Annotated in this window: 13 protein-coding genes; all 13 read left to right on the forward strand. The window is 44.2% G+C overall.

What is annotated here, in order from left to right; translation table 11 throughout:
- The first annotated feature begins 4 nt into the window (after window positions 1-4).
- The 13 genes from SGLY_RS05035 (at window position 5) to SGLY_RS05085 (ending at window position 11,920) form a co-directional block, all read left to right on the forward strand.
- On the forward strand, window positions 5-1,492 hold the full coding sequence (locus SGLY_RS05035; RefSeq protein ID WP_013624207.1) for a nitrogenase component 1: 1,488 nt from the start codon (window positions 5-7) through the stop codon (window positions 1,490-1,492).
- Window positions 1,476-2,780: a nitrogenase component 1 gene (locus tag SGLY_RS05040; protein WP_013624208.1), complete on the forward strand. Its 1,305-nt coding sequence runs from the start codon at window positions 1,476-1,478 to the stop codon at window positions 2,778-2,780. The genes SGLY_RS05035 and SGLY_RS05040 overlap by 17 nt, the downstream gene beginning before the upstream one ends.
- Before the next feature lie 75 nt (window positions 2,781-2,855).
- Window positions 2,856-3,290 (forward strand): class I SAM-dependent methyltransferase, encoded by a 435-nt coding sequence (locus tag SGLY_RS05045; protein WP_013624209.1) that lies wholly within the window; start codon window positions 2,856-2,858, stop codon window positions 3,288-3,290.
- Window positions 3,291-3,355: 65 nt separating this feature from the next.
- Window positions 3,356-3,856 carry a helix-turn-helix domain-containing protein gene (locus SGLY_RS05050; RefSeq protein ID WP_013624210.1) on the forward strand — a complete coding sequence of 167 codons (501 nt, stop codon included), beginning with the start codon at window positions 3,356-3,358 and terminating at the stop codon, window positions 3,854-3,856.
- Between the two features lie 33 nt (window positions 3,857-3,889).
- Complete coding sequence (locus SGLY_RS18240; RefSeq protein ID WP_013624211.1) at window positions 3,890-4,396, forward strand: IS630 family transposase; 507 nt, start codon at window positions 3,890-3,892, stop codon at window positions 4,394-4,396.
- A 194-nt stretch (window positions 4,397-4,590) separates the two neighbouring features.
- Complete coding sequence (locus SGLY_RS18620; RefSeq protein WP_052298611.1) at window positions 4,591-4,818, forward strand: hypothetical protein; 228 nt, start codon at window positions 4,591-4,593, stop codon at window positions 4,816-4,818.
- A 16-nt stretch (window positions 4,819-4,834) separates the two neighbouring features.
- A complete protein-coding gene (locus SGLY_RS05065) occupies window positions 4,835-5,275 on the forward strand; it encodes a hypothetical protein (protein WP_013624212.1) in 441 nt (146 codons plus the stop codon).
- Complete coding sequence (locus SGLY_RS18505; RefSeq protein ID WP_282432416.1) at window positions 5,268-5,390, forward strand: hypothetical protein; 123 nt, start codon at window positions 5,268-5,270, stop codon at window positions 5,388-5,390. The genes SGLY_RS05065 and SGLY_RS18505 overlap by 8 nt, the downstream gene beginning before the upstream one ends.
- Window positions 5,391-5,517: 127 nt before the next feature.
- On the forward strand, window positions 5,518-5,607 hold the full coding sequence (locus tag SGLY_RS18625) for an ATP-binding protein (RefSeq protein WP_427916603.1): 90 nt from the start codon (window positions 5,518-5,520) through the stop codon (window positions 5,605-5,607).
- Window positions 5,608-5,831: 224 nt separating this feature from the next.
- Window positions 5,832-6,044 carry a hypothetical protein gene (locus SGLY_RS05070; RefSeq protein ID WP_052298612.1) on the forward strand — a complete coding sequence of 71 codons (213 nt, stop codon included), beginning with the start codon at window positions 5,832-5,834 and terminating at the stop codon, window positions 6,042-6,044.
- Between the two features lie 498 nt (window positions 6,045-6,542).
- Window positions 6,543-10,958, forward strand: coding sequence for a hypothetical protein (locus tag SGLY_RS05075; RefSeq protein WP_013624213.1), 4,416 nt, complete (start codon window positions 6,543-6,545; stop codon window positions 10,956-10,958).
- Entirely contained in the window at window positions 10,955-11,296 is a 342-nt protein-coding gene (locus SGLY_RS05080; RefSeq protein WP_041444655.1) for a transposase, read from the forward strand. Before SGLY_RS05075 ends, SGLY_RS05080 begins: the two co-directional genes overlap by 4 nt.
- Window positions 11,297-11,317: 21 nt before the next feature.
- The gene (locus SGLY_RS05085; protein ID WP_345786555.1) at window positions 11,318-11,920 is read left to right on the forward strand and encodes a nitrilase-related carbon-nitrogen hydrolase; all 603 of its coding nucleotides are present in this window, start codon (window positions 11,318-11,320) and stop codon (window positions 11,918-11,920) included.
- Window positions 11,921-12,170: the final 250 nt, after the last annotated feature.

Here is a 12,170-nt window from a genome sequence, read left to right on the forward strand (position 1 = left end):
GAGAATGGCGATTAATTTAAACGTAAGCGCCGTAGGTACGCGGGAAGAACGGCTGGGCTCGGTCGTGGGATATGTGGGGGACATCAAGGATCTGGCCCGCCAGAGCAGGTGCGGGACCTTAAAGGACCAGGAGCGCTGCTTCAGTCAGTCCAGCACCTGTGACAATGGCTGTGCGGTGCACTATCTGGCCCACATCCGCGATGTGGCCGTGATTATCCATGCCCCTTCAGGCTGCGCGGCGCTCGCGTCAGCCTCGGTCACCATGCACACCCAGCTGGCCGACAAACGGGGCCTGGAGTATCATTCAGTGATTTTGGGAACGGACATGAATGAATCGGATACGGTTTTCGGCGCTGTGGACGGCCTGCGGGATATTGTGGTGCAGACCTATGAACGGTATAAGCCCTCCGCTGTTTTTGTCGCCACTTCCTGCGTATCCGGAATCATCGGCGAGGATGTTGATTCTGTCGTGGAGGAGCTGGACCGGGAGCTGCCGGTACCGGTTGTGGCCATGCATTGCGAGGGCTTTAAATCCAAGGTGTGGGCGACCGGTTTTGACGCCGCGGATCATGCGATTCTAAGAGGGATTGTCAAGCCGCCCCGGGAAAAAAGAAATGTCATCAATTTTAAAAACTTCAATGAACTGGCCCGCCGGGAAATCACCGAGATGTTCGCCAATTTCGGGGTAACTCCGTTTTTCCTCTATTCCAATACCACAGTGGAGGAGCTTTCCCATATTTCAGAAGCCCTGGCCACGGTCTCCATCTGCGGGACCCTCAGTTCTTATCTGGGCAACGCGCTGGAGCAGGAATACGGGGTTCCTTATATTAAAACCATCAATCCTCTGGGCGTGGCCGGTTTTGAGATCTGGCTGCGGGAAATCGGGCGGGTGATCGGCAAGGAAAATGAGGTGGAAGCGTATATTCAGGAGCAGCGCCAAATTTACCTCCCCCAGCTGGAAGAGGTGAAAAAGAAGCTCAAAGGATTGCGGGTCGTGCTGGGCATGGGCTCCAGCTTCGCCTTTCAAGTGGCCCGGGTGATCCAGGAGCTGGACATGGAAGTGGCTTATATCGCCTCCTGGCATTATGATTCCCGCTACGACGACGGGGAAGCGCCGCCCCATGTGCAATACCTGGCGGAGCACACGCCTGATAATTTTAAAGTCAGTGTGGCCGACCAGCAGAATTTTGAGATTTTGAATATCCTGAATACCTATAAGCCGGACCTTTATCTGGCCAGACACGGGGGAACCACGGTTTGGGCCATCAAACAGGGAACGCCCTCGATTTTTATGGCGGATGAGTACATGACGTACGGCTACAAAGGCACTCTGGATTTTGCCTATAAAATTTTAGCGGCCATTACCAACCGCAGTTTTGAGAAAAACCTGTCCTCCCGGATCGAGCTGCCCTACACCAGCTGGTGGTATGAGCAGGACAGCAGCTTGCTATACAAGAAAGAAGAGGTGGAAGCCAATGCCCAGGATACTTGATCAAACTCGCTATAAATGCGCTTTATCCGCCATTCAGACAGTCCAAGCCATCTCCGGGGCCCTGCCGATCCTGCATTCCGGTCCGGGCTGCTCGGACCGCTTATCGAGCGGGGCCGGAACGTCCGGGCATTTTGCCCCGCGGATTTTTCCCTGTACCAATATCAGCGAAAAAGAAGTCATTTTCGGCGGAGAGGAAAGGCTGCGGGAAACCATTGCCAATGCTCTTAAGGTAATCAATGCCGAGCTTTTTGTGGTGCTGACGGGCTGTTCGGCTGAAATTGTGGGAGATGACGTGGAGGAAGTGGTCCGTTCGTTCAGAGATGCCGAAAAACCGGTGCTTTACGCCTCCACGGCCGGCTTTAAGGGCAATAATTATCTGGGCTATGAGTGGGTCCTGGAAGCGATCATCAGTCAATATTTACAAGACGGTTCTGCCTATCCCCAAGAACCGGGTCTGGTCAATATTTTCGCCAGTATTCCCCTGCACGACCCGTTCTGGCACGGCAACCTGGAGGTTCTGGCCCAGCTTTTGTCCGAACTGGGTCTGCAGCCCAACATCATTTTCGGCTATGACAACGGCATGAAGAATATCGACAAAATTCCCTCCGCCCAGTTCAATCTTCTGGTATCTCCCTGGCAGGGACTGGACAGCGTCAAGCTCTTGGAGCAAAAGTACGGCACTCCCTATTTCCATTATCCCAATCTCCCCGTGGGCGCTTTTGAAACCAGCAAATTTTTAAGGGCGGTCAGTGATTTTGCCGGACTGGACCGCGAAAAAACCGAGGCTGTCGTGAAAGAAAAGGAACGTAAATATTACTACTTTATCGAGCGGTTTGCCGATCTCTTTCTGGAGAACAGAATCATGGCCCAAAGGTTCGTGATTGTCTCCGACGCCCAGTATACTCTGGCGCTGACCAAATTTCTGGTCAATGACCTGGGGCTTTTTCCGGAGAAGCAATATATTATGGATGATACGCCGGAAAAATACCGCCAGGCTATCGCGGGATATTTCCGGGATCTGAATTTTGGCATTGAGACCGAGGTTTCCTTTGAGACCGACGGCTATAAGGTCCACGAGGAAATCGAGGCTACGGATTACCACGGCTATCCCCTGATCGTGGGCAGCGCCTGGGAAAAAAAGCTGGCCCGCAAAACCTCGGCCCACTATTTGTCGGTTTCCTGGCCGCTCACGGAAAGACTGATCATCAACAGTTCTTATGCCGGCTATGAGGGAGGCCTGAAATTCCTGGAGGATATTTATTCGGTGGTGCTGACGCGCTTCAATTAAAAGGCTTTCCTCAGCCAGAGGGCGGACGGGATAACCAGGACTCTTGTTTGCAGATGAAAGAAGAGTGGGCAAAAGATGAACACCCCGAAAGAATATTGGAATAATGAATACCGAAAGCAGCGGATAGAGAAACCCGTCTATGATCTTTGGCTGGCTAAATATAAAGACATATTGGGGAAAGCGAAAGATACCCACATCATTGATCTGGGCTGTGGGCAGGGGAATAACAGCCTGTATCTGACTGAAAGAGGTTATAAGGTCCTGGCTTGTGATATCTCTGAAATTGCCATAGAACGCTTAAAAAAGCAGATATCCGGGGCAGAAACCAGGGTTTTTGACATGCTCGACGGACTTCCCTTTGAGACGAATAGGGCAGAAATTGTCATTGCCGACTTATGCCTGCACTATTTTGCCTGGACGGAGACTCTCGGTATCGTTCAGGAAATAAAGAGGATTCTGGTTGACGGAGGCAATCTGCTCCTGCGGGTTAATTCCACTCATACTAATTAGCGTATAATATATGGAAATATTTAGGTATATATGGTATAATATTAAACAAGGAAGGTGCTGATATTATGCCAAAATACCAGTTTAGCGAAGCCCAAAAAGAAGAAATATTAGAAGCGTCAAAGAAGAGCAAAAATACTTTCGAATACAAAAGACTTCAATGCTTAGTATTAAGATTTGAGAAAAATATGAAGTTACATGAAATCAGTGAAATCGTAGGTTATAACTATAAAGCCGTAGGAAATATCATATCAAAATATTTTGTAGAAGGCCTTAACGGTATACTTGGAGAAAAAAGAAAAGGCGGTAATAAAAGATACTTGAGTGTAGAAGAAGAGAACTCATTATTAGAACCATATTTGAAGAAAGCAGAACAAGGGAAAATGCTGATTGTGGCTGAAATAAATGAGGCCTATGAAAAAAAGATCGGACATAGTGTTCTTGCCGCAACAGTGTATAGGATGCTTTCCAGACATAACTGGAGAAAAATAGTTCCAAGAAGTAAACATCCGAAATCCAAACCAGAAGAGCAAGAGGCTTACAAAAAAAATCACGGACAAAATAAGTGAACTGGTAAATTTTAGCACAAAAAACTGCGTCTGATGTTTCAAGATGAAGGACGTTTTGGGCGTATCAATAAACCTAAACTATGCTGGTGGCCTAAGGGGATTTGCCCGAGAGTCCCTTGCCAAGTAGTAAGAGAATATACATACGCCTACGCCGCAGTCTCACCACAAGACGGGAAGATGGTTTCATTGGTGTTACCGTATGCCAATACTGATTGTATGAATGTGTTTTTAAAAGAAGTATCCGACCGGTTTCCTGAAGATCATATTGTTATGGTCATGGACTGTGCTGCATGGCAGAGATCTAAAACTTTAAAAATTCCAGAAAACATGGAAATCTATCCGCTTCTGCCTTATAGCCCTGAGCTGAATCCTGTTGAAAATATTTGGGATGAGGTTAGAGAGAAAGGCTTTTTCAACGAGATATTCAAGTGCATGAAAGATGTTGAAACTAGACTCTGTGACATTTTGCATGATCTAGAAACTGATGATAAGAGAGTTAAAGGCATAATGGGTTGGAAATGGATACTTTCCATGTTTTAAATGCAAATTAGTATTAGTTCCGAGGAAGCTGTATTGTATGAGGATGCCATCCTTACCGCCATTACTAATGATAACCCCCGTCTTTTTGAAAACGACCGGGGCCTTGCTGAAAACATTGAGAACAAAGTTCTCAATAAAAAGGTATATAGCCTTTACCCTTCAGTGGAGGTCAGTGATGGCCAGCTGTGGGGTGTATGACTGCCGGGTTATCGGAAGCTCTTTCAGCAGAAGAAACCGCGGAGCTTTTGGAATTTGTGGCCGGACAGAATAGTGACGGGTACGGTGCGGTGCTAGAACAGCGCCCAATTAAAACACCGGATAGCATAAATTATGTCAGCTTCTGGGATAGTGATAAAAATTACGCCCCTGAGACAGAACAGGAATTGAAAAAAGGTCCTCTATACTGGATACGGCGGTCCTAAGATGGGAGGGATATAAGTGAGTAAGTTATTTTCAGTAGTGGGATTGAAAACCGATACCGGTATTGGCGAGGTAGGATTTATGGGCGGCATCCCAGAAGCTGAGGAGATTCAAGATTCGAGACTCAACAAAGAGCTTGTCGAGGACTGCGGTGGCTCCGATTACATTACAGTCAACTTAAAATCCTACCTCTACGGGGAGGGAGAACCCGAAAAGATCTCTGTCGCGGACCTGGATTGGATTAAGAACAATCCGGGATTTGTCAACAGCGAGAACGTCACATGCATCCAGAGTTCCCGCTATACCATCTTGCATGGATTAGGCGCGAATCAGGGACGGACAGGGATACCAAATCGTAGAGTGCTTCAATATTCAGGGGGAGGAACTGAGCTTCATTCCCGAAACCTTTTCCCTTACAGAATTGAACTTCCTGGCGCGGCGCATAAGCAAGATGAATGAACACGACCGAATTGCTTTCACAGGCTGCGCCGTCAGGGGCGAAGGAAAGCTGGGAATGCGCGACCTCATCAATCAGACCTACAATCTGGATGACGCTCATGTGAAATGGAAGTAGCACGGAACCCGGGAGGACCACTGCGGACTTCGGAATAGGAGTACGCCGAGTGTTATGAGAAACGGAGCGTAATATTACAACTAACCTGGAATTCAGTCACTGGAACGGGATATTCTTTGATGAGAAAATGACCAGCGCTATTATTGACAGGCTTATTCATCACAGTCATTTGCTTGTATTTACCGGCCCCAGTTACAGACCACCAGATCATCCATAAACTGTTAAATTTGGAAACTGGGGTGCTGCATATTTGAATTTCAGGAGTGCTACATTTTTTACTTGCCAAAAATAGTTAATAATATTACAATTAAAGCCCCTAAAAAGTTAAATGTAAAGAAAGGTCCGTATTGGTAGTAATACATATATGAAAAACTATATCAAGCATTTGATCGACATATATCATGATTTTAAAAAGGCCAATATTAATCCTGAAAGGGAAAAATGAAATATTCTTTAATCTATGATGCAATAAAAAGAGAGATAGGCTTTAAGTGGGATGAAACTTCTAATGAACGTCTTGAAAACTTATATACGTTCCTTCAAAAAAGGATTGATAATACTATATTAGGAAAAACTCGAAAAGCACGGGGTATGAGGAGCTACAGCACATATAAGGAATACATGATTGAAAAACAAGGAATAAACTTGGAATAACTTTTTGGAGGTAATTGGATCGATTTTGACGGATTTGGTCAAAATGTCTGTCTAACTTGGGACACCTAACACCGTCAATTAATGGACATTATGCGGTGGCAGTACCAACTTATTTTATTGCTCGCGTAATGGATATATAATTAGGACATGTAATATTTTCCTGTGAAGGATTATTGTTATGGACTATATGACTGCGAGAGAAGCATCCAAAAAAATGGGATATCATGCAGAGCAGAGTGTAAGTTTTATGCGCTCAAGGGAAGATCCTCAGCGCCGTTATATTCGGAAATGCTTGGGCCATACCAAAAGATGCTGTTAAGGCCAAGGATAGTAGATATAAGAAAGATGTTAATCTAAAGAACGGGTATTAACCGACGAGCAAGTAGGATATAGTCCGAATGGCGAACAATTGGGCGGGTTTACATAGGTTCTAAGAGCAATACTACGCAGTTTGTTCGATGGTAGTTTACCGTAAAATATGCACTAGGAGGGGGCAAAATGTATTCTGGCGAAACACTCAATTCAAGAATGAATAGTGTAAAAGCTGACTATAGAAACGCAATGAAGAGTTTTACCAACATGGTCAATCTATTCAAATCCGGGCTGGACTTTACCGAAATGGATAATCTACAAAATTTGCTTGCAACCTGTCGTCTCTGCCATGAATCGCTCTTTGGCGCATTTGAAACCATAATGAAAATCTTGGCAGGAAAATTGGAAGAGCAACCAGTAGGTAAAGGCTTCCCGACACTCATTAGTCTTTCCAGAGATCTGCACAGGATATCAACCGGTTCAAAACGGGGCTCAGTACCTGGTCTAGCAATTGACTATACAGCAATCCAAAAGATAGAGCTCGACAAAATTGTTTCAACAAAAGATGTGCGCAATGATTTGACTCATAAGGGAATTATCCGTGAAGCGCGACATTATGAGAGCCTGTTTGAAAACTTAAAGCGGCTTATTCGAATGGTTGACCCTGATTTCAATGATATAGTGCCGCCCGATGTTCGGGAGCTTGAGCAAGAGACATTTGGGCACTTTTTAAAGCATATCAAATTTGATGAAGTGTGGGCACCACCGGCTCATATCCTTATTATGGACTCCATTTGGACTATACCGGACGATCATGCAGCACTACTACTCTCTTTGCCTTGGGACGTAATCATAGATTTAGATGGCCGGGGCATTGGAAATTGGGAGTATGACGGCAATCGCAAGATAAGGTATAATATCGCTGCTTCGAGCCGTGTGCAAAAAATTATAGAAAGCGGCGGCAAAAAAACCATTCCTATATTTGCAATCAAACCAGATGAGAACAATTATTCCATGATTCAAAATGTCGAAAGAATTCCGTATTTAAACTATTCGGATGGAGATATATCGCTTAATAAAGATACAGAAAAAAGCCTTGATGCATTGACCACACAGCTGCGCAAGGCAAGAAGCAACCACATCAATATAGATAAAGCGCAAGAAAATCTCACCATGAAGCAGAGGAAAATAAACGTCATACGTAAGTTTTTAAAAGAATATCTCAGCAATTACGACTCTGCTGTCATTGTCAGTCTTGCGGAGGCGTTTAGTCAGGATAATAGCAGCCAACAAATCATCCATGAGATTTTTAAAAAAATAGATATAAACATACAGGTGATACTGGTGCAGGATGCACTTGATGCGAAGGTTCCTTTGCCCGATTGGATTGACGAAACCATGTGCATGACTTGGAATTGTGAGTTAAGTACGTTTTTTAGCGAGATTTATAAAAACAGAGATATGTTTTCCGGTTATAGGTCTACTGAAAATAAAAAGAAAAGCAAGGATAGTTATCGGTTTATCCTGCGGGACAAGGTGGAAAAGATGATCTCCCGAAACGGCATCATAAAAGAAGTGGAAGATTATTTTGAGCTATTGCATTTAGATGTCGGAATGGAGGCGTCCAGAGATGGAGAGGAATTATTTTACCGTGGGCATTTAGCGGAGTGGTCTGCACTAAATAATAAGTGCGACACGGATATCGCACCTGATACGCATAAGAAACTCGTTCAGCGGATCAGAAGCTCATTTACGACCAACCCGGAAGTAGAAAATACATTCTTTATTCTACATCAGCCGGGAGTCGGTGCTACGACACTAGGACGACGTATTGCATGGGATATCCATAAAGATTTTCCCGTAGCGATTTTGAAGCGTTTTGACAGTAAGTTGCTCAACAACCGTATCAGTTCGTTATATAGAGCGCTCGAAAATACACCGTTTCTGATTTTGGTCGATTCGGCTCACGGTGTGTCCGATGATGACATTGATGAATTTGTCAAGCTCATGAGACACCAAAACTTCCCAATTGCGGCACTTGTTGTTCAACGGAATCATAGCAGCCGAGTTGGAAAAAATGTGTATACCCTTCCAAAGCTGGATTCAGATGGCATTGATGCTATCAAAATAAGGTGTATGAAATGCGCTCTTGCCCTTTATGACACGCAGCAAGAGATGATTTCCCATGTCGATGAGCTTGATAGATATATTGAAAAATCGCATCAAACTCCCATGATAATCAATATGTATATCATGGACAAAAATTTCAAGACACCTGAGCAATATGTCCGTTCGTTTATTGACAAGAATACTTTACCTGAGAATATTGTAAAGATATTGACATATGTATCGCTTTATTCAAAATATACCGATCACGAACTCTCCATTAGGTTCATTAGTTCTATTTATCATGCGGATGGCGTGTCGCGAGAAAGCAAGGCGTTCCAAACCGTTATGCAGAATTACGACAAGCTGTTGTTGTTCAGACCCTCGGCTAAATCAGGCCCTCCGGAAAGCGTGCGGTGCATCCACCCATTGTTTGCCACAGAAATTTTGCGTTGGTTGAAAGGTGATTCTTGGGAATATAGCCTTGCTGAAATGAGCTGCGATTTTGTAGAATCGACGCTGGCAGTGCTGACCGACAAAACCACAACCGAAAGCTTATCATGGTTGTTTGCTCGTAAGAGTAGGAATTATTCTGAAGAAACTAGCGGCAATATGACAAATTTAGTTGAAGCTGTGATGAAGGTTACATTAAGGAGCTCAGGAATTGAACTATTGGAGAAGGTGGCAAGCCGTGTCGCGGGATACATTAGTGAGAACGAGACCCTCATAGATGAGGATGAAACCACCGATTACAGCCATATTCTTAACTTGAGTGCTAGACTTTGGGCTCAGTGCGCCCGGTATTACCGCAACAGCGATTGCTATGATGAGTCCATGATGGATAAATATACCGAATTATCCTTGATGACACTAGACAAGGATAATCCGGAGGCACAAAAGGGTTTTCAAGATTTGTATCATATGGCAGGTGTTTGTTGGAGTAAAAAACTCAAAAATCTTTTTGAGAACTCTCCGGATGACAATAGCGATGAAAATATCGCAAATATAAAAAGTATATTCGATACAACCATAGATTATTACGGAAAATGTGTTCAGCTGGGAAAATTGGATTATGCGTTGCCATCCATGATGTCCCTATATGCTTTGGTTCTAAAGTATGTTTTCAATATGCTTGGTTTTCTCAAGGATGACTATAAACCGGAGAAGCTGGACGACATCAAGTTCAGTTGGGTGCAACAGGATATCATCGAAGAAGCAAACCAATTGATTGATGACGCGGAGCAATATGAACTCAGCAAAGAAGCATCCGAATTGTTCAACACTTACGCTAATGATTTCCGCTACACCTATATGTTAAAGGACAACATCAGGATGCTGCAGGATCTCAACAACTATATTGACCGGCTAAGAATTAGCGCCCAAGAGCATCCGGTTTCGCTCCAGCAGGCATACGCCCAGAGGGTCTATTACATTTTAAACAAATACTATGACGAAAAAACCAAAACGTATAACTACCTGTCGCTATATGAAAACAAAATTGATTTAGATAAAGTGCGCAGTAGTATTGACAGTGCACTTGGGTATTATGGCAGGAAACAGAATTACCTTTATAAAATATGGTTTAAACTCGCTAAACTTGACGATACGCCATTTGCTAAAGCTAAACAAAAAGCACTAGATTGGGCTGCTTTGATCAACGGTCAGAAGAAATCGTCGCGATATAGCCGGGAGATCGGACCTTTTTACTATATGTATGTCATCTCTCTATTAAGCAAACAACCCGCAGCAAATGTGAAAAAAGACTGGGATTTGCTCCAAATGAACAATAGTATCAATGATACGAACAGAAACGAAGAGTGGATATTAGACTACTATACATCTGGAAAAACCGGAATGGGTTGCCTGGTAGACCGTGATTGGGCTCCACATGATGGGATTAGGGACAATGCTATGGTTAGCTGGGTAAAAGGAAGAATCGTACACATTTCGACAGATGAAATTGTGGGTGGGATTGATGTCGATAAAAGCATCGTAGATTTAAGCAAAAAGCAATATAAGAGTGAGGGACAGGTATTCTTCAAACCCCGTACCGCAGATAAGACAATCAATCAAAACGGCGACGAAGTCGAATTAAAATTTGGCTTTACATTAACGCGTCTGCGTGCTGTTGACAATACCATTCCAGACAAAAAACCACTTGCACGTGGAAGGAGCGAGAATGTTGTTCTTAAAACCACCGTGTATTTGCCAAATGACTGGGTGCAGTTTATTCCTGAATGGATTTTCAAGGCTGGGCAAAACCGGACTCCGCTGCTTTTGATTGGCAAGGTAGATGGGCAAAGGGCAGCCTTGCATATTGGTGATATACAGAAATATTCCAATTTGGAACTAAATTCATTTGGTAGCGCTCAAAACGTACTCATTCGCTTAAAAGAAACGAAATCCATCTATGCAACTGTTGAGAAAAAAGGAAAACGTGGACTCGAGTTGTCACTTTATGCGACAGGACAAAAGCTCAGCGAAGTCATAAAATGATTTTTTATTTATCATTGCAAATATTGGATGGGAAATATGATAAAGATTTGATAATAAAGATTGTACTTGACAATCATAGTGCGCATACTTCGAAAGAAACCATGAAATATTTGGCTAGCAGACCAGGAAGGTTTGAATTTGTATTCACCCCAAAACACGGATCATGGCTAAGCCTAATAGAAAGCTTCTTCGGAAAGTTAGCAAGGGTATGCCTGAAGGGCATCAGAGTAAAATCTAAAGAAGAACTCATCGATAGAATCTACCGATATCTGGATGAAGTTAATGAGGTTCCTGTCGTTTACCATTGGAAATATAAAATGGATGAAATTCAAATCTGATTTGCGCATGTCGGGATAGGAATTTCTGAGAGGGATGCGCATAACTGTACGCTTTATTGCACGTTTCTGATTTTTGGCCCCGACGGCACAATCCTTGCCAAGCACAGGAAATTAAAACCGACAGGTATGGAACGCTGTATCTGGGGAGACGGCAATGAGGGAGCGGCGGCAACCGTTGACACGGAGTTCGGAACCATCGGCGCTTTAATCTGCTGGGAAAACTATATGCCTCTGGCCCGTGCTGCGCTCTATCAAAAAGGGGTGACAATCTATTTGGCTCCCACAGCAGATAACCGGGAGGAATGGCAGTGTACCATGCGACATATCGCCGCAGAGGGAAGATGCTTTGTGATTGGCTGCAATCAGTTTGTGACGAAATCGATGTATCCGGACCAATTCCACTATCAGCAGGAACTTGATGTGGTGCCGGAAGAACTGTGCCCCGGGGGAAGCTGCATTGTCGATCCATTTGGAAAGTATCTTGTTGAGCCGGTATGGAATAAGGAAGAGATCTTATCTGCGGAGCTGGATATGAATCAGGTGCCTCTCAGCCGGATGGATTTTGACTCGACCGGGCATTATGCAAGGCCGGATGTTTTTGAACTTGTCATTCACCGGTGCTGAAAAAAGCGGCGGCTGTGATTCCGGTACCAGTACAATCTGAAACGGATCAGAAAACGAGGCATTCTTCGGAGACAGAGGAATGCCTCTTAGCGTGCTGCGGGGAAATCAGCGAGATGGTGAGACCGCTCAACAGATCCCGGCAGAAATCATTCGCAAATCAGATTGATCCGTCATGGCTTGACCGATCATGATTTTATCGCATATATCTGATAAAATAATAGTTTAGTCATATGCACATTCGGGAGTGCTC

The organism is Syntrophobotulus glycolicus DSM 8271 (assembly GCF_000190635.1).
In the GTDB taxonomy this organism is placed as follows: domain Bacteria; phylum Bacillota; class Desulfitobacteriia; order Desulfitobacteriales; family Syntrophobotulaceae; genus Syntrophobotulus; species Syntrophobotulus glycolicus.

Bases quoted from the DNA above. Each gene is read 5' to 3' on its own strand.
- SGLY_RS18625 (WP_427916603.1), top strand. From the start codon at position 5,518: ATGACCAGCGCTATTATTGACAGGCTTATTCATCACAGTCATTTGCTT.
- SGLY_RS05075 (WP_013624213.1), top strand. From the start codon at position 6,543: ATGTATTCTGGCGAAACACTCAATTCAAGAATGAATAGTGTAAAAGCT.
- SGLY_RS05035 (WP_013624207.1), top strand. From the start codon at position 5: ATGGCGATTAATTTAAACGTAAGCGCCGTAGGTACGCGGGAAGAACGG.
- SGLY_RS05080 (WP_041444655.1), top strand. From the start codon at position 10,955: ATGATTTTTTATTTATCATTGCAAATATTGGATGGGAAATATGATAAA.
- SGLY_RS05070 (WP_052298612.1), top strand. From the start codon at position 5,832: ATGAAATATTCTTTAATCTATGATGCAATAAAAAGAGAGATAGGCTTT.
- SGLY_RS05040 (WP_013624208.1), top strand. From the start codon at position 1,476: ATGCCCAGGATACTTGATCAAACTCGCTATAAATGCGCTTTATCCGCC.
- SGLY_RS18240 (WP_013624211.1), top strand. From the start codon at position 3,890: ATGTTTCAAGATGAAGGACGTTTTGGGCGTATCAATAAACCTAAACTA.
- SGLY_RS18505 (WP_282432416.1), top strand. From the start codon at position 5,268: ATGAATGAACACGACCGAATTGCTTTCACAGGCTGCGCCGTCAGGGGC.
- SGLY_RS05045 (WP_013624209.1), top strand. From the start codon at position 2,856: ATGAACACCCCGAAAGAATATTGGAATAATGAATACCGAAAGCAGCGG.
- SGLY_RS18620 (WP_052298611.1), top strand. From the start codon at position 4,591: ATGACTGCCGGGTTATCGGAAGCTCTTTCAGCAGAAGAAACCGCGGAG.
- SGLY_RS05050 (WP_013624210.1), top strand. From the start codon at position 3,356: ATGCCAAAATACCAGTTTAGCGAAGCCCAAAAAGAAGAAATATTAGAA.